This is a genomic window from Kitasatospora papulosa (assembly GCF_000717245.1).
In the GTDB taxonomy this organism is placed as follows: domain Bacteria; phylum Actinomycetota; class Actinomycetes; order Streptomycetales; family Streptomycetaceae; genus Streptomyces; species Streptomyces papulosus.
The window spans coordinates 156752-182471 of the sequence record NZ_JNYQ01000007.1 but is presented as its reverse complement, the minus strand read 5'-3'; the positions used below and the strand labels follow the sequence as shown (position 1 = coordinate 182471).

20 protein-coding genes, 1 tRNA gene and 1 pseudogene are annotated in these 25720 nt (G+C 71.7%); 5 read left to right on the top strand and 17 right to left on the bottom strand.

Going from position 1 to position 25720, the window contains the following annotated elements; translation table 11 throughout:
• The first annotated feature begins 82 nt into the window (after positions 1–82).
• Positions 83–961: a septum formation family protein gene (locus tag IA22_RS0120890; RefSeq protein ID WP_014152956.1), complete on the top strand. Its 879-nt coding sequence runs from the start codon at positions 83–85 to the stop codon at positions 959–961.
• 125 nt (positions 962–1086) lie between these two features.
• Positions 1087–1890: an N-formylglutamate amidohydrolase gene (locus IA22_RS0120885; protein ID WP_030124450.1), complete on the top strand. Its 804-nt coding sequence runs from the start codon at positions 1087–1089 to the stop codon at positions 1888–1890.
• A 9-nt stretch (positions 1891–1899) separates the two neighbouring features.
• On the opposite strand, the gene IA22_RS0120880 is transcribed toward IA22_RS0120885, so the two are convergent.
• Positions 1900–2334: a VOC family protein gene (locus IA22_RS0120880; RefSeq protein WP_030124449.1), complete on the bottom strand. Its 435-nt coding sequence runs from the start codon at positions 2332–2334 to the stop codon at positions 1900–1902.
• A gap of 303 nt (positions 2335–2637) precedes the next feature.
• Here IA22_RS0120880 and IA22_RS0120875 point away from each other — a divergent pair, with 303 nt between their 5' ends.
• Positions 2638–3411, top strand: a complete 774-nt coding sequence (locus IA22_RS0120875) for an SAM-dependent methyltransferase (RefSeq protein WP_081889859.1) — start codon at positions 2638–2640, stop codon at positions 3409–3411.
• Positions 3412–3489: 78 nt separating this feature from the next.
• Here IA22_RS0120875 and rbsD read toward each other — a convergent pair whose 3' ends face one another.
• From rbsD to IA22_RS0120850, 5 genes are read right to left on the bottom strand one after another with little or no spacing between them, the layout of a single operon-like run.
• On the bottom strand, positions 3490–3879 hold the full coding sequence (gene rbsD, locus IA22_RS0120870) for a D-ribose pyranase (protein ID WP_030124447.1): 390 nt from the start codon (positions 3877–3879) through the stop codon (positions 3490–3492).
• Complete coding sequence (locus IA22_RS0120865) at positions 3876–4823, bottom strand: ribokinase (protein WP_015579532.1); 948 nt, start codon at positions 4821–4823, stop codon at positions 3876–3878. The genes rbsD and IA22_RS0120865 overlap by 4 nt, the downstream gene beginning before the upstream one ends.
• Before the next feature lie 20 nt (positions 4824–4843).
• Positions 4844–6808 carry an ABC transporter permease/substrate-binding protein gene (locus tag IA22_RS0120860; protein WP_030124446.1) on the bottom strand — a complete coding sequence of 655 codons (1965 nt, stop codon included), beginning with the start codon at positions 6806–6808 and terminating at the stop codon, positions 4844–4846.
• Complete coding sequence (locus IA22_RS0120855; RefSeq protein WP_030124445.1) at positions 6798–8336, bottom strand: sugar ABC transporter ATP-binding protein; 1539 nt, start codon at positions 8334–8336, stop codon at positions 6798–6800. The genes IA22_RS0120860 and IA22_RS0120855 overlap by 11 nt, the downstream gene beginning before the upstream one ends.
• Positions 8333–9349 carry a LacI family DNA-binding transcriptional regulator gene (locus tag IA22_RS0120850; protein WP_015579530.1) on the bottom strand — a complete coding sequence of 339 codons (1017 nt, stop codon included), beginning with the start codon at positions 9347–9349 and terminating at the stop codon, positions 8333–8335. The genes IA22_RS0120855 and IA22_RS0120850 overlap by 4 nt, the downstream gene beginning before the upstream one ends.
• A 385-nt stretch (positions 9350–9734) precedes the next feature.
• On the opposite strand from IA22_RS0120850, the gene IA22_RS0120845 reads away from it, so the two are divergent.
• Positions 9735–11393, top strand: a complete 1659-nt coding sequence (locus tag IA22_RS0120845) for a hypothetical protein (RefSeq protein ID WP_234318961.1) — start codon at positions 9735–9737, stop codon at positions 11391–11393.
• Between the two features lie 117 nt (positions 11394–11510).
• Here the strand turns inward: IA22_RS0120845 and IA22_RS0120840 are convergent.
• Positions 11511–11598 (bottom strand) — tRNA-Leu (locus IA22_RS0120840).
• Between the two features lie 189 nt (positions 11599–11787).
• Between IA22_RS0120840 and IA22_RS0120835 the strand changes: the two genes are divergently transcribed.
• A complete protein-coding gene (locus IA22_RS0120835) occupies positions 11788–13125 on the top strand; it encodes a DUF2254 domain-containing protein (protein WP_051694823.1) in 1338 nt (445 codons plus the stop codon).
• A gap of 18 nt (positions 13126–13143) precedes the next feature.
• On the opposite strand, the pseudogene IA22_RS37630 reads toward IA22_RS0120835, so the two are convergent.
• The 10 genes and pseudogenes from IA22_RS37630 to IA22_RS0120790 all read right to left on the bottom strand — a co-directional run.
• Positions 13144–13400 (bottom strand): annotated as a pseudogene (locus IA22_RS37630) (aldehyde dehydrogenase family protein); the annotation flags it as partial.
• A gap of 116 nt (positions 13401–13516) precedes the next feature.
• Positions 13517–14593 carry a sugar phosphate isomerase/epimerase family protein gene (locus tag IA22_RS0120830; RefSeq protein ID WP_030124442.1) on the bottom strand — a complete coding sequence of 359 codons (1077 nt, stop codon included), beginning with the start codon at positions 14591–14593 and terminating at the stop codon, positions 13517–13519.
• A 2-nt stretch (positions 14594–14595) separates the two neighbouring features.
• Positions 14596–16026 carry an alkaline phosphatase family protein gene (locus IA22_RS0120825; protein WP_030124441.1) on the bottom strand — a complete coding sequence of 477 codons (1431 nt, stop codon included), beginning with the start codon at positions 16024–16026 and terminating at the stop codon, positions 14596–14598.
• Positions 16023–17198 (bottom strand): metabolite traffic protein EboE, encoded by a 1176-nt coding sequence (gene eboE / locus IA22_RS0120820; protein WP_030124440.1) that lies wholly within the window; start codon positions 17196–17198, stop codon positions 16023–16025. The genes IA22_RS0120825 and eboE overlap by 4 nt, the downstream gene beginning before the upstream one ends.
• A 2-nt stretch (positions 17199–17200) precedes the next feature.
• Positions 17201–18049: a TatD family hydrolase gene (locus IA22_RS0120815; RefSeq protein WP_030124439.1), complete on the bottom strand. Its 849-nt coding sequence runs from the start codon at positions 18047–18049 to the stop codon at positions 17201–17203.
• The gene (locus IA22_RS0120810; RefSeq protein ID WP_030124438.1) at positions 18046–18678 is read right to left on the bottom strand and encodes an EboA domain-containing protein; all 633 of its coding nucleotides are present in this window, start codon (positions 18676–18678) and stop codon (positions 18046–18048) included. The genes IA22_RS0120815 and IA22_RS0120810 overlap by 4 nt, the downstream gene beginning before the upstream one ends.
• Positions 18672–19535: a sugar phosphate isomerase/epimerase family protein gene (locus tag IA22_RS0120805; RefSeq protein WP_030124437.1), complete on the bottom strand. Its 864-nt coding sequence runs from the start codon at positions 19533–19535 to the stop codon at positions 18672–18674. The genes IA22_RS0120810 and IA22_RS0120805 overlap by 7 nt, the downstream gene beginning before the upstream one ends.
• Positions 19532–20632, bottom strand: a complete 1101-nt coding sequence (locus IA22_RS0120800; RefSeq protein WP_030124436.1) for an SCO3242 family prenyltransferase — start codon at positions 20630–20632, stop codon at positions 19532–19534. The genes IA22_RS0120805 and IA22_RS0120800 overlap by 4 nt, the downstream gene beginning before the upstream one ends.
• Entirely contained in the window at positions 20629–21747 is a 1119-nt protein-coding gene (locus IA22_RS0120795; protein WP_015579524.1) for an inositol-3-phosphate synthase, read from the bottom strand. Before IA22_RS0120795 ends, IA22_RS0120800 begins: the two co-directional genes overlap by 4 nt.
• Positions 21748–21841: 94 nt before the next feature.
• Complete coding sequence (locus tag IA22_RS0120790; RefSeq protein ID WP_030124435.1) at positions 21842–25549, bottom strand: ThuA domain-containing protein; 3708 nt, start codon at positions 25547–25549, stop codon at positions 21842–21844.
• Positions 25550–25720 lie beyond the last annotated feature (171 nt).

Below are 25720 nucleotides of genomic sequence, written 5' to 3'. Positions count from 1 at the left end.
CCCGCGCACAGCGCTGTCATGGTTATGCCATACGATGCGCACACCTGTTCACAGTTCTTCCGTTTCTGAGGATGCCCACGTCATGTTCTTCGGTGTCACGTCCCGTTCAGCTCGCGGCATATCCGCCGCTGTCGCCCTTCTCGCGATCGGCGCGGTGGGCTGCGCCGACGCGATCGACAGCGCCAAGGCCGGCGCCAAGAAGGCCGTTCGCACCCGGTCCGTCTTCTCGCTCGCCCCTGGCGACTGCTACAACCCGAACAGCGGGGCGACCGAGAGCGAGGAGTTCAGCGTCGAGATCGTGCCGTGCGAAGAAGCACACGAGGGCCAGGTAGTTGGCGAGTTCGACATCGAGGGCGAGAAGGAATACCCCGGCGACGACGGCGCGACGGCGATCGCCGACAAGCAGTGCCCGGCGGTGTCGCAGAAGTTCGTCTCCGACACCTGGGCGATCCCCGAGGGCGTCGACCTCTTCTACTACTACCCCACCAGCGAGAGCTGGAAGACCGGGGACCGCGCCGTGAGCTGCGCGTACGCCAAGGAGTCGGGCACCTTCTCGGGCTCGCTCGCGAACAAGTCCCTGACCGCGGACCAGGCCGCGTACCTCAAGGGCTCGAACGCCGTCTACGAGGCGCTCTGGAACAACCAGCCCGAGGCCGAGCAGCCCGAGGACGACCTGGCGGGCTACAAGAAGCAGGCCAAGGCCGTCTCCGAGGCCCTGAACACCCACCTGACCGCGCTGAAGGGCGTGGAGCAGCCGCAGACCGTCAAGCTCCGCTCCCAGCTGACGGAGACCGCGGAGGCATGGGAGGACGCCGCCTCGGCCGGGAACGTCGACGACTTCTACATCGCCTACGACCTGGGCTTCACCGGCATCGACCCGACCAAGACGGTCGCCGCCCGCAAGGAGTTGAAGCTCGCCACCACCGTGCCCGCCGACGACGCCGAGGTCTGGGCGGGCTGATCCCCGCCCGCGCGGGCCGATACGCCGGCAGCCCGGCCGGCCCGCGCGATCCGGTGGGCACCGTACGGGCAGGGGCGGATGCCGAGCCCCGCTCGTCGGCACTCCATCCCATACACGAGGACCGCATGACGACCCCGGAACCTTCCCCCTTCCAGTTGCTGTCCGGCGCCCCCGGCTCGCCGGTGCTGCTGCACGTGCCGCACTCCTCGCGGGCCGTGCCGCAGCGGGTGCGCGGCGGCATCGTGCTCGACGACGCCGCGCTGGAGGCCGAACTCGACCACATCACGGACTCCCATACGGCCGAGCTGGCGGCAAGGGCGGCCGGTCTCTGTTCCACGGCCCCCTGGCGCTTCGTCAACGGTCTGTCCCGGCTGGTCGTCGACCCCGAGCGGTTCCCCGACGACCGGGAGGAGATGCTGGCCGCCGGTATGGGCGCGGTCTACACCCGCACCACGCACGGGGAACCGCTCCGCCTGCCGGGGGAGGATCCCGAGCCCCTGCTCGGCCGCTGGTTCCACCCCTACGCCCGCGCGATCACCGAGGCGGTCGACGACCGGCTCGCCGCCACGGGACGCGCCGTCGTGATCGACGTCCACTCCTATCCGTCGGCCGCGCTCCCCTACGAACTGCACGGCACCGGGCCGCGCCCTCCGGTCTGTCTGGGCACCGACGGCTTCCACACTCCGCCGGAAGTCCTGGCCCTGGCGGAGGCCGCGTTCTCCGGCTTCGGCGGCACGGGCCGGGACAGCCCCTTCTCCGGTACCTACGTGCCGTTGAAGCACTACGGGACGGACCCCCGGGTCGGCGCCCTGATGATCGAGATCAGGCGCGATCTGTACATGACCGAGCCCGGCGGCCCGGCCGGCCCGGGGCTCGACGCGCTCGCCTCCGCACTGGCCGGGCTGGTGGACGGGCTGCACGCCCTGTGACCGGGGCCGCTACCTGGGGCGGGCGTAGGGCCGGGTCATGATCTCCATGTTGTGGCCGTCCGGGTCCTTGAAATAGGCGCCCTGGCCACCGAAGAGACTGTTGGTGCGGCCGGGTTCGGTGTGGTGGGGATCGGCGTAGTAGGTGACCCCGAGCGCCCGCAGCCGGGCGGTCATGGTGTCGAACTGCGCGTCGGGGACGAGGAAGGCGTAGTGCTGCGACTGCACCGGCTCGTCGCGGAGTTCGTAGTAGTCGAGCGTCACGCCGTTCCCCAGGTCGACGGGCAGGAACGGTCCGAAGGGGGTGCCGACCTCCAGGCCCAGGACCGCGGCGATGAACTCCGCCGACAGGCCGCGGTCGGTGGCGTGGACGACGTGGTGGTCCAACTGGACGAAGTCGACGCCCTGCTGGTCCGTGTGCGGGTCCCGCTGTTGTGTGTGGGGCATGCCCGATGAGTCTCCATGTCGTGTGAATTCCGCTGGGAGGGGCGCCGTCTGGGGCGCCGGACGGGACAACACGACGGGATGGCGGGCCTCTGGCCCGCCGCGCGCTCACGCAGGGGCCGGGCACATCTCACGTACGTGGCCCATGGCCGACCCGGCAGTCACAGGGCCGATCCTAGCGGCTCGGCCTTCCCGCCGCACCGGCTCCGCACGGGTGCGGCCGGCGTGCGCGACGCATGTGACGGGCTCGTGTCCGACCCCGGCAACCGCTGGTGCGCGAAGGGGTGTTCCGGTTGGATCCTTGCCGTGAGCGCCGTGACCGCCGTGACCGACCTTGTCCGTCCGGAACGCCTTCGGCGCTCCTCCCGTTACGACCCGGCATGGCTGCTCGGCCTCGACATGGGTCCGCATCCGCTGTGGCTCCTGGAGGACCTGGCACAGGACCTCCATCTGCGCCCGGGGATGAGAATCCTCGACCTGGGGCCCGGCAAGGGGGCGACGTCGGTGTTCCTCGCGCGCGAGTACGGCGCCCGCGTCGTCGCGGCCGACTGGTGGATCGCCCCCGAGGAAGCCGCCGCCGTCTTCGCGGAGGCCGGGGTCGGTGACCGGGTGGAGGCCGTGCGGGCGGAGGCGCACGCGCTGCCCTTCGAGGACGAGAGCTTCGACGCGATCGTGAGCATCGACGCGTTCGAGTACTTCGGGACGTCGGACACGTGCCTGCCCTGTCTGACACGCCTCCTCCGGCCGGGAGGGCAACTGGGCATCGCCACGGCCGCCATGACACGGGAGGTACGTGATCTCGGGGCCGTTCCGCCGCACATCCGGCGGGCGGTCGGCCGGGAGGCCATCGCCTGGCACACCCCCGACCGGTGGCGCTTCCAGTGGGAGGTCACCGAACTGGTGCGTATCACCTCCGCGCGTCTGCAGCGCGACGCCTGGCGGGACTGGCTGCTCTGGTCCCGGGCGTGTGCCGAGCACCTGCCGGACGGCCGGAAGTCCCATCAGCCCGTGATCGACATGCTCACCGAGGACGGAGGGGCGTTCCTGTCCTTCGCGCTGGTGACCGCCCGGAAGAACTGAGCGTGCGCCGCCGCTCCGGGGAAGGAGTGGCGGCGCACGCACCGGACGCCGGTCCCGCGGACATGCCGCGGGGTCGCGTCAGAAGAAGACCCCGCACCTCAGCAGCACGTTCGCGTACGGCCGGGCCTCCCCCGTGCGCACCACCAGGCGGGCGGACGAGGTGAGTGCCTTCAGCCGTTCGTGGGGCACGAGCTCCAGGCCGGGGATCCGCGCGGTGAGCAGGCGGGCGGCCTCCGGGTTGGCCCCGGCGGTCTCCTCGGCCGCCGTCGCGCCCTCGACGACGAGCTCGTCCAGCAGTCCGTCCAGGACCTCGGCGAACGACGGTACGCCCGCCCGGAAGGCCAGGTCGACCACGCGGGGGCCCGGAGGTATGGGCATTCCCACGTCGCAGATCAGGACGCCGTCCCCGTGACCGAGTTCGGCCAGGGCGCCCGCGAGGTGGCGGTTCAGGATGCCTGACTTCTTCACAGTGCCGAGACCTCTTCCGCGGTCGGGAAGGACGCCTGCGCGCCCTCCTTGGTGACGGCCGCCGCGCCGACCCGCACGGCGAACGCCGCGGCCTCGGTGAGTTCCTCGCCCAGGCCGAGGCGCCAGGCGAGCGCGGCGGTGAACGCGTCGCCCGCTCCCGTGGTGTCCAGGGCGGCGACCCGGGGGCTCGGTACCCGTACGGCTTCCCCGGTACGGCTGTCGGACACGAGTGCGCCCTCCGCGCCGAGGGTGATCACCACCGAACGCGGTCCGAGGGCGGTGAGTCCGCGCGCCCAGGCCTCCGGGGTGTCCCCCGCGCCGTCCCCCAGGATGGAGCGCGCCTCGTGCTCGTTGAGCACGAGGGGGTCGCACGCGGCCAGGACCTCGCCGGGGAGCGGGGCGGGCGGGGACGGGTTGAGGACCAGCCGCGCGCCCGGACCGAGCGCGCGGGCCGTCTCCGCGACGGTGTCGAGGGGGATCTCCAGCTGTACGGAGACGACGCGGGCCGAGGCGAACAGCGGGCCCGCGGCCCTGACGTCGTCGGGGGTCAGCCGCGCGTTGGCGCCCGGGGACACCACGATGCTGTTGTCCCCCGAGGGGTCGACGGTGATGAGGGCGACACCGGTGGGCGCACCGCCGACGAGGACTCCGCCCGTGTCGACACCGGCCTCCTGCTGCGAAGCGCGCAGGAGTCGGCCGTGGGCGTCGTCGCCGACCCGTGCCAGCAGAGCCGTGCGGGCTCCGAGGCGGGCGGCGGCGACCGCCTGGTTGGCGCCCTTGCCGCCGGGGTGGACGACGAGGTCGGTGCCGAGCACCGTCTCGCCCGGTCCGGGGCGCCGTTCGACACCCACGACCAGGTCCGCGTTGGCCGACCCGACGACCAGGAGGTCGTACCGGGAAGGCGCGGAGGGAGCGGAGGGCGAGGAGTCTTCGTTTCCGTACATCTGGATGGTGCCTTCCGTGATCAGGAGAAGTCGGCGACGTTCTGCCGGGTGACGACCTTGACCGGTACCTTCACCATGCTGTCGACCTTCTTGCCGTCGGCCGCGCGGACCGCGTTCTGCACGGCGATCTTCCCCAGTTCCTTGGGCTGCTGGGCCACGGACGCGTACAGCGTGCCGGCCTCGACCGCCGTCAGGCCGTCGGGGGTCCCGTCGAAGCCGACCACCGAGACGGACTTCCCTGCCTTGCTGCCCAGTGCCTTGACCGCGCCGAGTGCCATCTCGTCGTTCTCGGCGAAGACGCCGGTGATGCCGGGGTGGGACTGGAGCAGGTTGGTCATGACGTCCAGGCCCTTGGTGCGGTCGAAGTCGGCCGGCTGGGTCGCCACGATCTTGATGCCCGGGTACGCCTTGATGCCTTCGGCGAAGCCCGCGCCGCGTTCACGGCTGGCGGAGGTGCCGGCGGTGCCCTGGAGGACGATGATGCTGCCCTTGCCGCCGAGCCGGTCGGCGAGCGACTTCGCGGCGAGCTTGCCGCCTGCCACGTTGTCGGAGGCGACGAGGGTCGCGGTCCTGGCCTTGTTGACTCCGCGGTCGGCGGCGACCACGGGGATGTCGGCCTTGTTGGCACCGCGGACGCCGGGGCCGACCGCGTCGGAGTCCACCGGGTTGACGATGACGGAGTCCACTCCGGAGCTGGTGAAGTTCTCCAGCTGGTTGGCCTGCTGCGAGGCGTCGTTCTGGGCGTCGGTGACGGTCAGGTCGACCCCGGCCGCCTCGGCCTCCGCCTGGGCGCCCTCCTTCATCTGCACGAAGAACGGGTTGTTCAGGGTGGAGAGCGACATGCCCACCTTGGTGGTGGTGCCGGAGGAACCGGACTTGAAGAAGGTCACGGCGGCGACGACGGCGGCCACGCAGACCACCGCGATCCCGACCTGCATCGCCCCCTTACGGCCCTTGCCGGGTCCGCCGGGCGCGGCGGACGAACCGCCCGCGGTCGCGGCGCCGGATCCGGCCTTGCGGCGCAGCGTGTCGAGCAGCACCGCGAGGGCGATGACGACGCCGATGACGACCTGCTGCCAGAAGGCGGACACGGAGAGGAGGTTGAGGCCGTTGCGGAGGACCGCGAGGATCAGCGCGCCGATCAGGGTGCCGGACGCCTTGCCGACGCCGCCCGCGAGGCTGGCGCCGCCGATGACGACCGCGGCGATCGCGTCGAGTTCGTATCCCTGGGCGGCCTGCGGCTGCGCGGAGACCAGTCGGGAGGCGAGGACGATGCCCGCGACGGCGGCGAAGAGGCCGGACAGGGCGTAGATCGCGAGCTTCTGCTTCTTGACCCGCAGTCCGGAGAGACGGGCGGCTTCCTCGTTGCCGCCGATGGCGTACATGGAGCGGCCGATGTAGGTGCGGGCCAGGATGAGTGCCGCTATCAGGCCCATGGCGATCATCACGAGGACCGGGACGGGCAGCCAGCCGCCGAGGGTGTCACCGAGCACGGAGACGGAGTCGGGGAAGGGGATCGGGCGGCCCTGGGAGATGACCAGGGACAGCCCCCTGGCCACCGAGAGCATGGCCAGCGTCGCGATGAACGAGGGCAGTTTGCCGTAGGCGACGAGGGCGCCGCTGACGAAGCCGCAGGCGAGGCCGGTGGCGACGGCGATGATGACCGCGAGCCAGACGGGGACGCCTGCGGACGTCGCGGACCAGGCGAGGACGGTCGCGGAGAGCGCGGCGACCGAACCGACGGACAGGTCGATGCCCGCGGAGACGATGACGAAGGTGACGCCGAACGCGAGGATCGCGGTGACCGCGGCCTGGACGCCGACGTTCAGCAGGTTCTGGGTGGTGAGGAAGTCGCCGGAGAGCAGCGACATCGCCACCAGGAGGACGACCAGTGCGCTCAGGGCGCCGTTGTCGAGCAGGAGGCGGCGGAGGGTGTGTCCGGCGCCGCCCGCGTGCGCCTTGCTCGGATGCGTGTCAGTGGCCACGGGGGCCCTCCTCTGCCTTCTCGGTGGGTGTGATGACGGGCGCGGCGCTGACGGCGAGTGCCATCACGGCGTCCTGGGTGGCTTCGTCGGCGGGGAGTTCCCCGGCGATCCGGCCCTGGGCCATGACCAGGACCCGGTCGCTCATGCCGAGGACCTCGGGCAGATCGCTGGAGATCATCAGGACGGCGTGGCCGGAGGCCGTGAGCTCGTTGATCAGCTGGTAGATCTCGACCTTGGCCCCGACGTCGATGCCGCGGGTCGGTTCGTCGAGGATCAGGATCCGGGTGTCGGCCAGGAGCCACTTCCCGATGACGACCTTCTGCTGGTTGCCGCCGGACAGCGTGCGGACGTGCTGGCCGAGCCCGGCCATCCGTACGCCGAGCTGTTCGGCGATGCGTGCGGCGGCGGTGCGCTGTCCCTTCACGTCGACGAGTCCGGAGCGGGTCGCCGAGCGGAGGGTGACGAGGCCGAGGTTCTCCTGCACGGAGGCGTCGAGCACGAGGCCCTGCCCCTTGCGGTCCTCGGGGACGAGCCCGATACCGGCGCCCATGGCGGCGGTCACGTCGTGCTTGCCCAGCCGTTCGCCGTTCACGTCGACGGTGCCGGTGTCGTAGGGGTCGGCGCCGAAGACGGCCCGGGCGACCTCGGTGCGGCCCGCTCCGACGAGCCCGGCGAGGCCGACGACCTCGCCGGCCTTCACGTCGAAGCTGATGTCGTGGAAGACGCCGTCCCGGGTGAGGCCGCGCACGGAGAGCAACGGCGCCCCCGTTTCCGGGCGTTCACGCGGGTACTGCTGTTCGATGCTGCGTCCGACCATGAGCTGGACGAGCTCCGCCTCGGGTGTCGAGGCGGGCACCTGGTCGATGCTCCGGCCGTCGCGCAGCACGGTGACGCGGTCGCCGAGGGCGGCGATCTCGTCGAGGTGGTGGGTGATGAAGACGATGCCGACGCCGTCCGCGCGCAGCTGCCTCACGATGCCGAAGAGCTTGTCGACCTCTTCGGAGGTGAGGACGGCGGTCGGCTCGTCCATGATCAGGACGCGCGCGTCCAGGCTGAGCGCCTTGGCGATCTCCACCATCTGCAGCCGGGCGATGCCCAGTTCACGGACCCTGGCCCTGGGCGAGACGTGCAGTCCCACCCGGCGCAGCAGCACCTCGGCGTCGGCCTCCATGCGCCGCCGGTCGATCATGCCGAAGCGGCGCGGCTGGCGGCCGAGGAAGATGTTCTCGGCGACCGTCAGATCGGGTACCAGGTTGAACTCCTGGTAGATGGTGGCGATCCCGAGCTTCTCGGCGTCCTGGGCGCCGTGGATGCGCACCTCCTGGCCGCCGACGAAGATCCGGCCGCCGTCGGGGCGGTAGGCGCCGGAGAGCATCTTGATGAGGGTGCTCTTGCCGGCGCCGTTCTCACCGAGCAGGACGTGCACTTCACCGCTGCGCAGGTCGAAGTCGACACTGTCCAGGGCGACGACACCGGGGAAGGTCTTGCGTACGCCTTCGATGCGCAGCAACTCGACCGATTCGCTCACTCGTTGCTCCCGGGGGTGGAGGTGCGCTCGCCGCAGGAGCTGCGTACGACGAGGGTGGCGGGCAGGGTGACGGACTGAGGGGGCCGGCCCTCGACGATGTCGACGAGGGCGCGCACCGCGGCACGGCCGAGGTCGCCCGTGGGCTGCGCGATCGCGGTGATGGGCGGGCCGGTGTGGACGAACCACGGGATGTCGTCGAAGGCCGCGATCCCGATGTCCTCGGGAACACGCAGACCGCGTGCGCGGATGGCGTCGAGGGCGCCGAGCGCCATGAGGTTGTCGGCGGCGAACACGATCTCGGGCGGCTCGGGGAGCGACAGGAAGTGCTCGGTGGCACGCCGTCCGCTGTCCGCCTGGAAGTCGCCCTGGCCGATGTAGGCGTCGGGGAGCGCGAGCCCGTGGGCCCGCATGGCTTCCCCGAACGCCTCGACGCGTTCGTTGCCCGTGGTGGTGGCCGCCGGGCCCGCGATGATGGCGAGCCTGCGGTGACCGAGGGCGTGCAGATGGGCGACGAGGTCCTGGATGGCCCGGTGGCCGTCCGCGCGCACGACGGGGATGTCCACTCCGGGGATCCAGCGGTCGACGAAGACCATCGGGGTTCCGGTGCGCGCGACGTCCAGCAGCAGCGGTGACTCGCCGTCGGCGGGCGACACCAGGAGTCCGTCGATCCTGCGGTCCAGGAGCGTGCGTACGTGGTGGTCCTGCTGTTCGGGCCGTTCGTCGGCGTTACCGATGATCACGCTGTAGCCGAGCGCGCGTGCCTCCTCCTCGACGGAGCGGGCGAGCGCGGTGAAGTACGGATTCAGTACGTCACTGATGACGAGGCCGAGCGTGCGGGTCTGGTCGGTGCGCAGCGAGCGGGCCACGGCGTTGGGCCGGTAGCCGAGGGCGTCGACGGCGGCGAGGACGCGGGCGCGTGCGTCCGGGCTGACGGAGGGATGGCTGTTGAGGACACGGGAGACCGTGGCGACAGAGACTCCTGCCTGGGCCGCGACATCCTTGATGCTCGCCATTTCCGGACCACCTCCTTGTGGTTTCCGTGAGCCTCGAAACCAGCGGAACGAGCCGTGGAATCGATTACACGGATGATTGGAATCGATTACATGGCGGAAATCAACCCCCCGGGGGACGCCCGAGGCCGGATTGTGATGCACCACTCCCCCCGCACCCCTCACCCGGCGTGGCCGTAATGCGCGCCCCGAGACATCGCCGAGACGATTCGGAGAGTGTCCGCCAGTTCCATCGCCCCGGGCTCACGTGCCCATGACGGCAGGGACACGACGCACTGGAGGTGCGATGGACAGCGGGGCAGCTGAACGCACGGCTGACGGCCACAGACCGGGGAACGGCGTTCGGAAGCAGGCCACTTCGCCGCGGCGGTGGTGGTCGAGGTTCGCGGTGCTGACCGCGGCCGCGGTGGGCGCCGCACTGCTGACGGCACCCACGGCGCAGGCGGCACCCGCCGCCGCGCAGGCGGCACCCTGTCCTCAACTCCCCTGCGAGGGATCGGACCCGGGTCAGGTGACCGCGTGGCAGTCCGGCGGGGCGCCGAAGGTCCTGAAGGAGACGACGCTCGCCTCGGGGACCCGGGTCGTCCTGTACACCGGCAAGCCGGCCTGGGACGCCGCCGCCGGCCGCACCTACACCTGGGCCGAGGTGCGCTTCGGAACCGGGGTGACCGACGGCCGGCTGTGGCTGCGCGCCGAGGACAACTGGGGCGACGGCATCAACATCATCACGGCCGTGGACCACCCGCGTTCGTACCGGGGCACCACGGGCACCACGGGCATGTTCGTGTACTCGACCTCGGTGCCCCGCGGTACGTACGCCAACAGCGCCTGCGTCACCGACGGCACCCAGCGCGGCTGCCTGAACCAGTACGCCGCGGAGGTCGTCCCCCTCGGGCCGTGCGCGGGCTGGTGCGCCGAGGTGGCCGATCCGAAGGCGGTGCCGCAGTCCGACTGGTCGTACGTCGAGCGCGCCGACTACGACCGGGCCGAGCTGCCGTCCGGCGCTTCCGTGCAGCAGGTGGCCGGACGCCTGAAGCAGGGCAGCTACCTGGGCTGGGCCGAGGGCGAGCTCCCCGCGGGCGGCCGCTTCTGGCTGGAGGCGTGGCAGGGCCAGGGCCGTTGGGGCCAGGTGTACTCCGAGTTCACCCGCCCCGGCGCCTCCCGTACGACGACCGGATCGACCCGGGCCTTCTCCTGGCTGCCGGAACTGCGGGCCTGCGTCAGCGACTCGACGGGCACCGAGTGCACCAAGGACGAGGACGTCATGGCCACGCCTCCGGCAGAGGCTCCGTGCGCCGTCCTGCCGTGCACGGGGATCGACCCGGCGAGCGTCACGGAGTGGATGCCGGCGTACGACGGTGACGTGATCGAGGACGCCAACATCTACCTGGGAGGCCGGCTCAAGATCTACCAGGGCCGACCGTCCTGGGACCCGTACCACTTCTACTACTGGGGCGAGGCCGAACTCCCGCCGGGTCGCAACGACGTCTCGGCCACGCTCATGAAGCACGCCTCCGGGGGCCCGGACTCCCGGAACTCACGCCCCGAGCCGCTGCCCGGCGGCCGGCTGACCGCCTCCGGCACGACGAAGATGATCGCGCTGGACCCGATGTCCGGAGACGAGATCGCCGGACTCGTGGTGGACGGCAAGAACTGGGCGTTCGCCACCCACCAGGACGACAACATGTACCAGACGTCCGTCCAGGGCCCGGTCGGCCCGTGCGCACCGGGCCAGGCCTGCGAGGGGTTGGCCGCGGACTCGGTCACCACGTGGGCGTCGAAGGCGACGGAGTGGGCGACGGCGACCCTGCCGAACGGCGCCCGGGTCACGCTGTCGGGCGGCCGGCCCGACTGGTCGGTGACCGACCACTACGCCTGGGCGCACTCGGCCTCGGCGGGCGTCACCGTGTGGCTGGAGGACAAGCAGCCCGGCGGCGCGTACGCGAAGGTCGCCGACGCCGGCAAGCTGAAGGCGACCGACGGCCGCTGGGTGCGGGCGTGCCTGTCCGACGGCACGACGACGAAGTGCACGACACCCACGTCGTGACCGACGCCGGGTGAGGAGCCGGGTGGGCCGGGCGAGGGCGCCAGGCCCACTCCGGCCCTCGTCGGCACCTCGGAAAACACGAAGAACCCCAGCTGAGCTGGGGTTCTTCGTGGTGTGTGGTGTCCGAGGGGGGACTTGAACCCCCACGCCCGATAAAGGGCACTAGCACCTCAAGCTAGCGCGTCTGCCATTCCGCCACCCGGACAAGGTGTCTGTCGTCCCGGGGTACTCCCCGTTTCGACAAAGAGAACAATACCAGGGGTTCGGGGTGCCTCTCACCTGCGTTTTAGGTGGTCAGTGCGGTGCGGGCCCCGCCGGACGCCCCTGACGCCGGGTCGCGCACGCACCGTGGCGCGTCGCCTACGCACCGTCGCTTCGGGCTACCTTCGCGGGCATGAGTGGCAAAAGCATCCCGAGCGGCGGGAGCGTGCACGCCCACCGGCCGCCCCCCGCGCTGACCTCCCTGCGCGAACGGCTGCGTGACACCTTCTGGTTCGCGCCGACGGCGGGGCTGGTGTGCGCCTTCGCGCTGTGGTGGGCCCTCTCCGCACTGGACACCAGGATCGTCGCGCACCTGAAGGAGGAGGGGGCGTACCAGGAGCTCGGAGACCTCCTGGCCTTCGCCGTGGACGCCAGGACGATCGTCACGACGGTCAGTGCGGCGATGATGACCTTCATCGGTGTCGTCTTCAGCATCTCGCTGGTCGCCGTGCAGATGGCGAGCGGGCAGCTGACCCCGCGGGTCGTCCGTATCTTCGTACGCAGCAGGATCAGCAAGCTCACGCTGACCGTGTTCCTGGCGACCTTCGCCTTCTCGCTGCTGGTCCTCACGTCGTACGAGGGCGGAGCGGAGCCCGATCCCCGGCGGGTGACGTCGGTGCCGCTGCTGCAGAGCCTGCTGACCCTGGGCCTGGTCGGACTGAGTCTGCTGCTGTTCGTCGCCTATGTGTCGTCCACGCTGCGGCTGATGCAGGTCGGGCCCGTCCTCGACCACATCACCCGTGAGTCGCTCCGTGCCCTGGCGCGGCAGCCGGGAGGAACGGCGGCGGAACCACCGCGGGGGCCGTGCACGGCGCGGCTGGTGCACCACGGCCGGGCGGGGGTGGTGCGGGACGTGGCGGTGGCCCGGCTGGTGCGTAACGCGCGACGGCACGGGGTCGTGCTGCGACTGGGGCCCCGGGCCGGTGACTTCGTGGTGCCGGGCACACCGTTGCTCACCGTCCACGGCGGGACCGCCCCTCCCTCGCGCGCCCTGCGGGGCACGGTGTCGGTCGGGGTCGAGCGGACCCTCCACCAGGATCCGGCCTTCGGCCTGCGGCAGTTGGCCGACATCGCGCTGCGCGCCCTGTCGCCGTCCGTCCACGATCCGACCACCGCGGTGCAGTGTCTGGACCGGATCGTGCAGTTCCTGTCGGTCGCGGTCACGCTGCCGCTGGGTACGTTGCACCACCGGGACCGCCGGGGCGACGTACGGCTCGTCCAGCAGGTGCCGGGGTGGTCCGATCTCGTGGACCTGGCGTTCGAGGAGATCCGGTGGTGTGCGGCGGACACTCCTCAGGTGACGCGCCGGCTGATGGCCGGGCTCGACGATCTGCTGCTGCTCGCCTCCGAGGAGCGGCAGAAGCCGCTGCTCAGGCACCGCGCGCTCCTGGTGGAAGCGGTGGAGCGCACGGTGCCCGGGGCGTCCGGGCGGGCGTTCGCGCTGCGTCCGGACCGGCAGGGGATCGGCTGACCGGCCCTGGCGCGGTGTCTACGGCATGAGGTGGTGGTCCGGGAAGTTCCCCGGCAGCCGCTCCCCCTCGGGACCGTCCGTCACGGCCGTACGAGCAGTTCGCCGCCGACGAACGCGCCGCGCCACGACGCGCCGAAGCCGCCGAAGAGCTCCTCCCGGTCCCCCCGTGAACGCGGCTTGCCGTGACCGGTCTTGAAGGCGCGGATCTGCGGGGCCAGCCGCTCGTACGTCTCCGTGTCGTCGGTGGACAGGGTCGCGACCAGGGCTCCGTTGGAGAACTCCGGTCCGGGCCGGCACCGGTCGTCCGGGAGACCGACTGACCGTACGACCGCGGTACACGCGTGGGGCCCGGTTCCTGGAACCGGGCCCCACGCGTGTGTGCCGTCAGGTGTCAGTCCCCGCAGCGGCTCTCCCGGAGCGAGTGCAGGTGCTCGCTGGATTTGCGGGCGAAGGCGAAGGACTCGACGGGGTTGTCGTGCTCGGTCTGCCAGTGGTGGTAGGTGCGGCCACGGTCCGTGCGGGCGGTGACCCGGCTCAGGAAGTTCTTGTAGTCGATGTCGCCGTCGCCGACGTCCGTCATGTCGTAGCCGTCGCGGGCGGCGTCGTTCCGGGTGCCGTCCTTGACGTGGAAGAGCGGGTAGCGGTTCGGCTGCTTGAGCACGTAGTCGATGGGGTTGAAGGGCGCCGGGGTGCCGTCCGCCCGCTTGCCGAAGCGGAACTGGGCGCAGAACGCCCAGTAGATGTCCATCTCCAGGTAGACCAGGTCGGGATCGGTCTCGGCGAGCAGGACGTCGTAGAGGCGCACCTTCGGCTTGTCGGTCGCGAAGGAGAACTCCTCGGCGTGGTTGTGCTGGTAGAACTTCATGCCGCGCTTGCGGGCGGCCGCGCCGTAGGTGTTGAAGTCCTCGGCGGCCCGCTTCCAGCCGTCGACCGTGGAGCCGTAGCGGAAGGGTCCGGAGGCCGTGCCTATGTGCTTGAGGCCGAGGGCTTCCGCCTCGTCGAGGACCTTGGTGAGGTTCTGCGCGAAGGTGTAGGCGCCCGGGTTGTTGTCGTCGTAGTAGCCGACGTGGCTGCCGATGGGGTTGAGGCCGTGGTCCTTGGCCAGCCTCTTGAGCTGGGACAGGGTGATGGCACCGGCCGAGCCCTGGGTGTACCCGGCGAACTCGATCTCGTCGTAGCCGTACTTCTCCAGTTCGGCGAACACAGGGGCGAAGCCGAGGGTGGAGACCTTGTCCCGGAGGCTGTAGAGCTGGATGCCGAGGCGGCCGGGCGGCAGGACGGCTCGGCCCTTGCCGTGGCCGTGACCGTGGCCGTGGCCGTGGCCGGGTGACGTGCCGCCCTTCGGGCTCGTCGCCTGGGCGGCCGCGCCGCTGAGGAGGGTCGCGGCGGTGGCTCCGGCGGCGACGCCCAGGACGTTGCGGCGGCTGAGTCTGCTCGCGAGCTCGGGGTCCTTCGGAGTGCGGCTCATGATCACGAATCTCCCTTTCGGCGTGCGGGCGTGGCGGATGGTCCGTGCAGTCCGGCGAGTCGGAGGAGCAGGGACTTCACTTCGGTGGCCTGGACTCGGCCGTCGAAGGCTCGGGGGGTGGAGCAGAGGATGAGCGGACCTTCGTCGTCGCTCTCGGGAAGGCGGCCGTGGCTGCCGCGGATGGGTGAGGGATCCAGGGGGACGACCGCCATGCGGTAGCGCATCCCGAGCTTCTTGCGGGCCACCGCGGAGGCCGCCCTGACCCGGACGTAGGGGTCCTGCGGGTCCATGAAGAGCTCGACGGGGTCGTATCCGGGTTTGCGGTGGATCTCGACGAGCTGTGCGAAGTCGGGGGCGCGGTCGTCGTCGAGCCAGTAGTAGTACGTGAACCAGGCGTCCTTCTCCGCGACTGCGACGAGTTCGCCGGAGCGGGGATGGTCGAGGTGGTGGGCCTTCTTGCCGTCGTCGTCGAGGAGTTCGGCGATGCCGGGGAGGTCCGCGAGGGCCTCGCGGGTCGCTTCGAGGTCCTCGGGCCGGCGCACGTAGACGTGGGCGAGCTGGTGGTCGGCGACCGCGAACGCGCGGGAGGCCATCGGGTCGAGGTACTCCATGCCGTCCTGGGTGTGGACCTCCAGCAGGCCGGCGCGGCGCAGGGCGCGGTTGATGTCGACGGGCCGGTCGACGCGCGTGATGCCGTACTCGGAGAGCGCGACGACGGTGCGGCCGGCGGCCCTCGCGTCGTCGAGCAGGGGCGCCACGGCACGGTCTAGTTCGGCGGCGGCCCGGTGCGAGCGGGGGTCGTCGGGGCCGTAGCGCTGGAGGTCGTAGTCGAGGTGCGGGAGGTAGCAGAGGGCCAGGTCGGGGGTGCGGGTGGCGAGGACGTGCCGGGTGGCGTCGATGATCCACTGCGAGGAGACGAGGTCGGCGCCGGGACCCCAGAAGTGGAAGAGGGGGAAGGTGCCGAGCTTCTCGGTCAGTTCGTCGTGCAGGGCCGGGGGCCGGGTGTAGCAGTCGGGTTCCTTGCGGCCGTCGGCGTAGTAGACGGGGCGGGGGGTGACGGTCCAGTCGGTGTCGGCGCCCATCGCGTACCACCAGCAGATGTTGGCGACGGTGTACCCGGGGTGGGTGCGCCGGGCGGCGTCCCAGAGCTTGTCCCCCTCGACGAGCCCGTTGTGCTGGCGCCACAGGAGGACGTCGCCGAGCTCGCGGAAGTACCAGCCGTTGGCGACGATGCCGTGTTCGGCGGGGGTGGTGCCGGTGAGGAAGGTGGACTGCGCGGCGCAGGTGACGGCGGGCAGCACGGTGGCCAGGGGCGCCTTCGATCCGGCCATCGCCCGGAGGTTCGGCATGTGCGTGAGAAGCTGCGGGGTGAGGCCGACGACGTCGAGGACGAGGAGCGGGGTGGGAGAGGTGCCGGTGCCGGGTGCTGTCACGGGAGCTCCTTCAGTCCGAGGTCGGCGAGGAGGTCGCGGGCGAGGGTGAGTTCGGCGGCGATCCCGTCGGCGAGCTGGGTGCGGGTGCGGGGGCGCAGTGCGGCGGGGAGCGCCTGCCAGGTGTACGTCTCGACCTCCAGGTGCCGGGTGAGGGGCGCGGGCCCGCCGACGAGCCGGTGCAGCACGGACCGGAGCACGGGGAGGGTGGAGGTGAGCGGGGGTGCGGGCGGTGCGTGCAGGGGGACGTGGAAGTGCGAGCGCCAGGGCGTTCCGTCGGGAAGCGCTCTGCCGGAGACCGCTTCGTCGAGGTCGTCGGTGCCCCGGAGCCCTGCCGTGGTGAGGGTGCGTGTCTGGTGCAGGAAGCGTGGTTCGGCGAAGGCGCCCAGCGCGGCCCGCACCTCGGGCAGGTGGGGGTGTTCGGCGTGCAGGGCGGCGGAGAGCTGTGCCTTGACGACGGTGATGCCTGCCGCCTGCAGGGCGTCCAGGGCGGTGTCCGGGTCCTCGAAGGAGGTGGCGAGGTGGCAGGTGTCGACGCAGATGCCGACGCGGTCGTGGCCCACCGCGGCCAGGGGGCCGATGGCGTCGGCGGTGGTCTCGACGGTGCAGCCCGGTTCGGGTTCGAGGCCGATCCTGATGGACTTGCCCGTGAGCTCGGCCAGGGCGTCCAGGCGCTGCGCGAGTGCGGTGAACTGCTTCCGTGCCGTTCCGGGCGCCGAGGGGTCGTCGGCGTACGGGGTGCGCCAGGCGATCGGCAGGGTGGAGATGGTGCCCTCGGTGACGTCGTCGGGGAGCAGGGCGGCCAGCAGCCGGGCCAGGTCGGTGGTGTGGGACAGCCGCTCGGGGTCGGTCCAATCGGGCGTGTAGACGCGGTACTTGACCTCCTGCGCTCCGAAGCCCTCGTAGGGGAAGCCGTTGAGGGTGACCACTTCAAGGCCGCGGTGGTCGAGCTCGCCCCGCAGCGAACGCAGCGCGGCGGGGTCGTTGATGAGGGCGCGGGCCGCGTCCCTGGCGAGCCAGAGGCCGATGCCGAGGCGGTCCCGTCCGAGCCGTCTGCGTACGGGCTCGCAGTGGTCGCGCAGCTGGGCGCGTACGCCTTCGAGGGTCTCGGCGGGGTGCACGTTGGTGCAGTACGCGAGGTGGACGGTGGAGCCGTCGGGGTGGCGGAAGCGCATGGTCACTCCCCGCCGCGGAGGATGGAGTTGCCCTCGTGGAGCGGGCCGGGGGCGGCGATGTCGAGCTGGAGGCGGCCGCTCTGCCCGTAGAAGGCGACGGGGTTGCGCCAGAGCACCTTGTCGACGTCGTCCTCGTCGAAGCCGGCCTTCAACATGGTGTCGGCGACCTTGCGGGTCTTCAGGGGGTCGCTCCTGCCCCAGTCGGCGGCGGAGTTGACGAGGATCCTGTCGGTGCCGTGGTTCCGCAGGACGGTGATCATTCGGTCCTCGTCCATCTTGGTGTCCGGGTAGATGGAGAATCCGGCCCAGCATCCGCTGTCCAGGGCGTCCCGCACCGTCGTCTCGTTGAGGTGGTCGAGGAGGACCAGCTCGGGGGCGAGGTCCGATTCGCGGACGACGTCGATGGTGCGGTGAAGCCCGGCGAGTTTGTCGCGGTGCGGGGTGTGGACGAGCGCGGGGAGCCCGTGCTCGGCGGCGAGCTGGAGCTGGGTGGCGAGGGCGGTGTCCTCGGCGGGTGTCATCGAGTCGTAGCCGATCTCGCCGACGGCCACGACGGAGTCCTTGACGAGGTAGCGGGGCAGGGCGTCCAGGACGGGGGTGCAGCGGGGGTCGTTGGCCTCCTTCGGGTTGAGGGCGAGCGTGCAGTGGTGGGCGATGCCGTACTGCGAGGCCCGGAACGGCTCCCAGCCGAGCAGCGCGTCGAAGTAGTCGAAGAAGCTGGCGGGCGAGGTGCGGGGCTGGCCGAGCCAGAAGGAGGGTTCGACGAGGGCGCGGACCCCGGCGTCGTACATGGCCTGGTAGTCGTCCGTGGTGCGGGAGGTCATGTGGATGTGGGGGTCGAAGATCCTCATCGGGCTTCCTCCGTGGACGTGGGGGCAGGGGCGGGGACGGTGAGTTCCAGGACGGTCCGCAGACCGGCGGGTACGGCGCGTCCCGCCGCTGTGCGTTCCGAGGCGAAGTCGCCCAGCATGCGTGCCAGTTCGGCATCACCGCTGGCCCTCTCCGGCAGCCGGTCGAGGGCCTCGACGGGGACCTCGGTGAAGAGGCACTTGAGGACGGCGTGCCGCCAGCCGTGGGCGTCGAGGTGGGCGGCGCCGTAAGGGCCGACGGCGGCGGCGACCAGCCGGGTGTCGTTGGTGCGCAGGGCGTCCTCGACGAGCGGGAGGGCGGTGGCGCCGAGGTCGAGCCGGTGCAGGGTGAGGAGGACGGCGCGGCGTTCGGCTGCGGTGCCCTGCTCGTAGAGCCGCGTCACGGCGGGCAGGGCCGGCCGGGCCTCGACGAGCAGCAGCGCGCGTACGGAGTCGGCGTGTTCGAGTCCGCAGTGTCTTCCCGCCGAGGCGAACCGCAGTTCCCAGGGCGGGTTCCCGCTGTCGGCGCCGGGATGGGACGCGGCGTGCGCGGCCTCGGCGAGCGCTTCGTCGAGCCAGGCCCGGGCCGCGCCGCGCAGCAGGCCGTCGAGTTCTTCGCGGCTGGTCAGCACGGTGCGGCTCCGTTCGTCGTCGCGGCGGCGCGGCGCAGGAAGTCCAGCGAGGTGCGGGCCAGTTCCGGGCCGGCGTGGGAGTGCCGGGGCAGTTCGACGACGGTCAGGCCGTCGTATCCGGTGGAGGCGAGTGCTTCGAGTACCGGAGGGAAGTCGATCTCGCCGTCGCCGAACGGCAGGTGTTCGTGGACGCCGCGGCGCATGTCCTCGATCTGGACGTGGCGCAGCCAGGGGCCGGCCTCCTTCACGCAGTCGGCGGGCGAGGCGGGCTCCAGGCACTGGCAGTGGCCGATGTCGAGGGTGAGTCCAAGGGGTTCGGGGTCTCCGAGGAGGGTGCGGAGGTGGTGGAAGTCGGCCAGTGCCGAGAGGAGGTGGCCTGGCTCCGGTTCGACGGCGAGGGGGACGCCCGCACGGTCGGCGGCCTCCAGCACGGGGGCGAGTGCGCCGGTCAGCCGCTGCCAGGCGGTGTCCGGCGCGGTGTCCGGCGGGGTGATGCCGCTGAAGCAGTGCACGGCGTGGGCACCGAGGTCGGCGGCCACCTCGACGGCCCGGACGAGCAGCGCGGTGCGGGCGGCACGGCCGTCGGGGTCGGGGTCGAGGAGGGAGGGCCCGTGTTTGCGGCGGGGGTCGAGGACGTAGCGCGCGCCGGTCTCCACGGTGACGCCGAGTCCGAGGCCCGCCAGCCTGCGGGCCACCTTTCGGGTGCGGGCGCCCAGGTCGGGCGCGAGCGGATCGAGGTGCATGTGGTCGAGGGTCAGCCCGACCCCGTCGTAGCCGAGGTCGGCGAGGAGGCCGAGGGCGTCGTCGAGCCGGAGGTCGGTCAGTCCGTTGGTGCCGTAGCCGAGGCGGAGGGTCATGTGGGGCTCACCTTCCGGGAGAGCGCCCGGGCGAGAGGGACGAGCCCCATGGCCGCGAGCCCGACGAGGGGTGACCCGGCCCGCGCCGCGAGCGTGGCCTGCAGCGGGATCATCGCCCGGATCCCGCCTCCGACGGCGCGCCGGGTGAGGGGCGGGGAGGGGTTGAGGACGGCGTGGAGGAGCGGAACGGCGGCGGTACGGAGGTAGGCGGTGACGAAGGCGGGGAGCAGCAGCGTCCCGGTGGCCGGTGCGGGGGACGGCTCCCCGTGGGCCGGGCGGCCTCGCAGGGCGGCGGCTCCGAGTCCGGCGACACCGGCCAGCGCCGCCAGCGGTGCGGCGGTGGAGCCGCCCTGGACCTCGTGCCGGGAGACGGCGGTCACGGCGTAGGTGTGCGCGCCGAGCGCGAGGGCGGCGGGGAGCGCGGCGGAGGGCGGGTGGGCTCCGGCGGGCCCGGGGGCTGCGTGGGTGCCGGCGGGCCCGGGGGCTGCCGAGGCGGCTCCGGCCGTGGCCGTCGCTCCGAGAAGCAGGTCAAGCGCGCGGGCCGAGGCCATCGCGGCCGGTCCCAGCCTCGTGTGCTTGAGGCGCAGGTCGTAGGCCCAGACGGTGGCCGCGAGTCCGGATGCCACGGCCAGGGCGGGCCGGCCGGCGCGTGCGGCGAGGGCCAGGCCTGCCGCCGTGAGTGCGCCCGCCGCGGCCAGAGCGGCCCCCGGTGCGACACGCCCCGAGGGGATCGGGCGGTGCGGGCGGTCGACGGCGTCCTCCTCGCGGTCCGCCCAGTCGTTGAGTGCCATGCCCGCCTCGTAGAGGCACAGCGACGCACCCACGGCGAGTGCGGTGCCCCGGCCGGGTCGCCGTCCGGTGGCCGCGGCCCCGGCGAGCGCGTCCCCGGGCACGGTGAACAGGGCGGACACGCGCAGCAGTTCCGCCCAGGCCCGCAGGCGGGTGCGGGAGGAGGGCCTGCCCGGTGCGGGCGCAGTCCCGCCCGCACCGGACAGGCTGTCTGGGGGGACGTGTACCGGGGCGGTCCCGGTACGCGGCGCGGCGGCGAGGAGCCGGGGGGAGCCGGTGACGGCCGCGAGCAGCCGGAGGGGCCTCACCGGGCCGCCCGCAGGCGTTCGGCGAAGGCCAGCAGTTCCTGGTACTGCTCGGGCAGTCCGGCCGGGCCGCCGTCCGGGTCCTTGAAGTAGAAGCCCAGCTCGGGCCGTGGCCCGGTCAGGCCGAGCTCGTGGGCACGGGCCAGGAGGCGGGCCAGGTCCAGCACCAGCGGTGCGGCGAGGGCGGAGTCGCAGCCCTGCCAGATCGTCTGGAGGATCATGCGGGAGCCGAGGAACCCGTCGAAGGCGATGTGGTCCCACGCCGTCTTCCAGTCCCCCATCGCCGGTACGTCGTCGATGTGGACCTCACCCTCCGGCGCCGAGCCGAGGGTGTCGGCGAGTACGCGTTCCTTGCCCGCGTTCTTGGCGGCCGCGGCGGCCGGGTCGGCCAGCGCCGCCCCGTCCCCGCCGCCCAGGAGGTTGGTGCCCGACCAGGCGCGCACCGGCAGCGCGCGCTGGACGAACATGGGGGCGAGCACGGAACGCAGCAGCGTCTGGCCCGTCTTGCCGTCGCGTCCCGCGTGGGGCAGCGCGCAGGAGTCGACCGCCTCCCGGAGGTGCGGGCTGCGCAGACCGGTGGACGGGGTGAAGTTGGCGTACGGGCAGCCGGCCCGGAGTGCGGCCGCCGCGTAGAGGGAGCTGGCGGGCAGCCGGGAGTCGTCCGCGCCGGGGGCGGGTTCCGTCGAGGCGACGTTGATGACGACCGTGCGGGCCAGTCCGTGGCGGTGGGTGAAGTCCTGGATGTCGGTGGCGAAGGACGCGACGAGTTCCTCGTCGGTGCGGGTGTCGCCGGGGAGCGGTCCGCCGGACCGTATCTCCTCGTCGGCGGCCGTGAGTTCGGACCGGACGGCCGAGGGGAGACCGTGCGGGAGCACTCCCCCGGCCGCGAGGGCCTCGGCACGTTTGGGCAGCGGGCAGTCGAGGGTGTCGTGGCCCCCGAAGACGAGGGAGGTCAGCGGTGGCAGTCCCGCGCCGTGGAAGGGCGGGGTCTCGGTGACCATGCCGGTCGGCGGGTGGAGCCCTGCCGCGACGGCCGCGCACCCCGCGGTGGCGGTGGTGGCGACGGAGCCGCGTGCTCCGATGAACCAGACTCCGGTACGAGCGGCGTGTGCGGTCACGGGCTGCCTCCCAAAGGGGATGGAAAGGGGTGGTGGGCGGCGGGCGGGGAGCAGTCGCGCTTCCCCGCCCGCCGCGTCGCAGGAGGGTGCCGCCCTACGTGGAGGGCAGTTCCTTCAGCTGGATGTCGCGGAACGACACCTGGTCGTCGGCCCCGTGGTTCTGGAGGCCGATGTAGCCGTTCCTGAGGCTGCGGGCCGGATCGGTGTTGGTGAAGTCGTTGATCTTCACGCCGTTGAGGAAGACCTGGAGCCGCTCGCCCTGGACCTTGATCTCGTAGCTGTTCCACTGGCCGGGCGGCCGCAGGACCTGGTCACGCGCCTTGATGTTGGCGGACTTGAAGGTGTAGACGGCGCCGGTCGTCCGGTCCGCCGCGTCGGTCGCGTCGATCTGGACCTCGTAACCGTTGTTCACCGCGGACCACGGGTCGTCCGACTCGGGGAAGCCGACGAAGACGCCGGAGTTGTCGTCGCCCTGCATCTTCCAGTCGAGCTTCAGGGAGTAGGACTTCAGCTCCTTGGCCTGGTAGGTCAGCAGGCCCATGCCGCCCTCGGTGCGCAGCTCACCGTCGACGACGGCGAACTTCCCGGGGCCGGCCTGCTTCCAGCCTTCGAGCGTCTTGCCGTTGAAGATCGACCGGTAGCCGGTGTCCGGCTTGCAGTCGGCCTTCACCTGTCCGGCGGCGTAGCGCAGGCCGCCCAGCAGGTGCTGGCGGAAGGCAGGTTCGGCGTAGGACTCCTTGGTGTGGCCGAGGCCGGTGTAGAAGGAACGGCCGCCCTGGTACGCCTGGCACCAGGAGATCGGGTGGTCGCCCTTCATGGTGCCGCCGGTGTAGGTGGTCTCGTCCAGGGTGGCGAGGACCTGGGCCTTGTCCCGGGGGTTGGTGCGGTAGTTGTACCACTCGTCGGTACGGTCCCAGGCCTCGTCCAGGTGCGCGGTCGCCGGGTGGTCGTGGTTCTCCACGCGGACGGTCGCGGGCTGGATCTGCGGGTGGGAGTCGAAGTAGGCCCCGACGAGACCGCCGTAGAACTCCCAGTCGTACTCGGTGTCGGCCGCGGCGTGGACGCCCATGTAGCCGCCGCCGGTGGACACGAAGTTCTCGAACGCCTTCTTCTGGTCGGCGTTCAGGACGTTCCCGGTCGTCGAGAGGAAGACGACGGCGTCGTAGCGGGCCAGATTGCTGGTGGTGAACTGGGCGGCCTCCTCGGTGGAGTCGACCGTGATGTTGGTGTCCTTGCCGAGCTCCTTCAGCGCGGCGACGCCCTCGGGGATCGAGTCGTGCCGGAAGCCGCCGGTCTTGGAGAAGACCAGGACGCGCTTCGCGGTGCGGTCGACCGGGCTGTTCGAGAGCTCGAAGTCGTCCACGTCGTACAGGGCTCCGGCTCCTCCCTTGAAGACCAGGAAGAGTTCCGTGGCCTTCTTCGGCGCACCGCGCAGCGGCACGTCGATGTCCTGGAACGTGTCCCAGCTGCCGGTCACCGGGACGGGCGCCGAGCCGAGGATCTTGCCGGTGGGCGACCCGGCCCGCACTTCGAGGAACCCGCCGGCGCCGGCCGACGAGGTACGGGCGGTGAGCTTGGTGGAGCCGTCGAGGATGTACGGGGTGAAGGAGATCCAGTCGCCGTTGTCGATGTCGCCGACGGTCCGGCCGCCGTGGGCGCTGGTCTTGCTCGGGGTGGTGATGCCGGAGGAGTCGTCGTAGTGCTCCGCCTGGCGGTGGCGCGGCTGGAGCTTCGCCCCGTCACGGCCGGTCAGCGCCGCCTGTCCGCCGCCGCCACCGTCGGTGTAGGACGCGGAGATCCCGCCGTAGATGTTGGCGTTCGGGTCGTGGCCGCCCTCCATGGCGGTCTTGATGGTGCCTTCGCAGCCGTGCTCCGTGGTGATGTCGTGGCCGTGGCTGTCGTGGCCCAGGGTGAACTTGACCTCGACCTTGCCGCAGTCGATCGTCCCGTCCTCGGGGTCGGTGACGGTCACCTTGAAGGGCACCTCGTCGCCGAACTCGAAGGGCTGTCCGTCGGCCGGTGCCTGCAGCACGACGGTGGGTGCCGTGTTGCCGACGGTGACGTGCACGCTCGCCGAACCGGTGCGGCCCGTCGGGTCCTTGGCGGTCAGGGTGGCGACGTAGGTGCCGTTCTTCCTGTACGTGTACGTGGGGTCGGCGGCCGTGGACCTGCCGCCGTCGCCGAAGTCCCAGGCGTACGTCAGGGCGTCACCGTCACCGTCGGTCGTGCCGGCGGAGGAGAACTTCACCTTGAGGGGTGCGACACCGGAGGTCTTGTTCGAGGATGCCTCGGCGATGGGTGAGCGGCCGCCGGTCGCGTTCTCGATGCGGTACAGGGCCGAGTGTTCGTCACCGCCGAACCAGGAGAGGCCGTAGTCCAGGACGTAGAGCGCCCCGTCCGGGCCGAAGGCCATGTCCATGATCTGGGTGCCGGTCCACGGGATGTCGTTGATCGACTGGACCGCGCCGTCGGCGTCCTGCTCGATGCGCTTGATCCACTGCCGGCCGAACTCTCCGGCGAAGAAGTCGCCGTCGTACTCCTCCGGGAACTTCACCGGCGAGTCGAGGTCCGCGTCGTAGCGGTAGACGGGTCCGCCCATCGGGGACTCCGAGCCGGTGCCGAACTCGGGCACGGAGGCACCGTCGTACGGGATCCACGCGGCCTGCGCGGGCGGCAGGTCGACGAGACCGGTGTTGTGGGCCGACTCGTTCTTCGGGGCGGCGCAGTCGAAGGCCGGCCCGGACGTCTTCGTCGCGAAGTCGTAGTCGCGGTAGGGGTCGTTGGCTCCGGTGCAGTACGGCCAGCCGAAGTTTCCGGCCTTCGTGATCCGGGCGAACTCCACCTGTCCTGCCGGTCCGCGGTTCGGGTCCGCCGCACCGGCGTCCGGACCGTAGTCGCCCACGTAGAGGATGCCGGTGGCCTTGTCGACGCTGAAGCGGAACGGGTTGCGCAGGCCCATCGCGTAGATCTCGGGACGTGTCCGGTCGGTGCCGGGAGCGAAGAGGTTGCCCTCCGGAACGGTGTAGGAGCCGTCGTCGGCGACCTTGATGCGCAGGACCTTGCCGCGCAGGTCGTTGGTGTTGCCCGCGGTGCGGCGGGCGTCGAAGGCCGGGTTGCGGTCCGGACGGTCGTCGATCGGCGTGAACCCGTCGGAGGCGAAGGGGTTGGAGTCGTCACCCGTCGAGAGGTAGAGGTTGCCCTGCGCGTCGAAGTCGATGTCTCCGCCGACGTGGCAGCACATGCCGCGCGTGGCCGGGATGTCCAGGACCTTCTTCTCGCTGGCGTTGTCGAGGGTCCCGTCCTCCTTGAGCACGAAGCGGGAGAGGCGGTTCACTCCGTCGAACTTCGCGAAGTCGGCTGCGGTGCCGTTCTCCGGGGCGTCGCCGGCCGGGGTGTCCAGCGGGGGCGCGTAGTAGAGGTAGATCGCCCGGTTCTCGGCGAAGTCCGGGTCGATCCCTACGCCCTGGAGGCCCTCCTCGTCGTGCGAGTAGACGGGGATGGTGCCGGAGACCCGGGTGTTGCCGGAGCTGTCCGTGATCCGCAGCTCGCCGCTGCGGGACGTGTGCAGCACGCTGCGGTCGGGCAGCACCGCCAGCGACATGGGTTCGCCGGTCTCGGCCGCGCCCTTGGCGAGGGTGACCTGCTGGAAGTCCTCTGCGGCGTCCTGCGCGGCGGCGGCCTGCGGGGCGTCGGCGGTGGCGGCGGGCGAGGAGCCCAGGGTGAGGGTTGCGGCGGCGAGCAGTCCGCCGGTGAAGAGGGCGAGTGTCTTGCGGGCGCGGAGCCGTCTGCTGCTTCTGTGCACGTGCGTCCTCCGGAGTGTGCCGGTTGCTCGGGCGGGTGAGGTCTGCCGTTCCGCGCGGGGACTGCCGCGCTCGTCACCGGGGGCGTGGGGACCCGGTGACGCGAGTCATGTCGTGTACACGTATGGGACGGTAGCTGCGTTCTTCCGCTACGGAAAGCCCTTGCGCAGCGA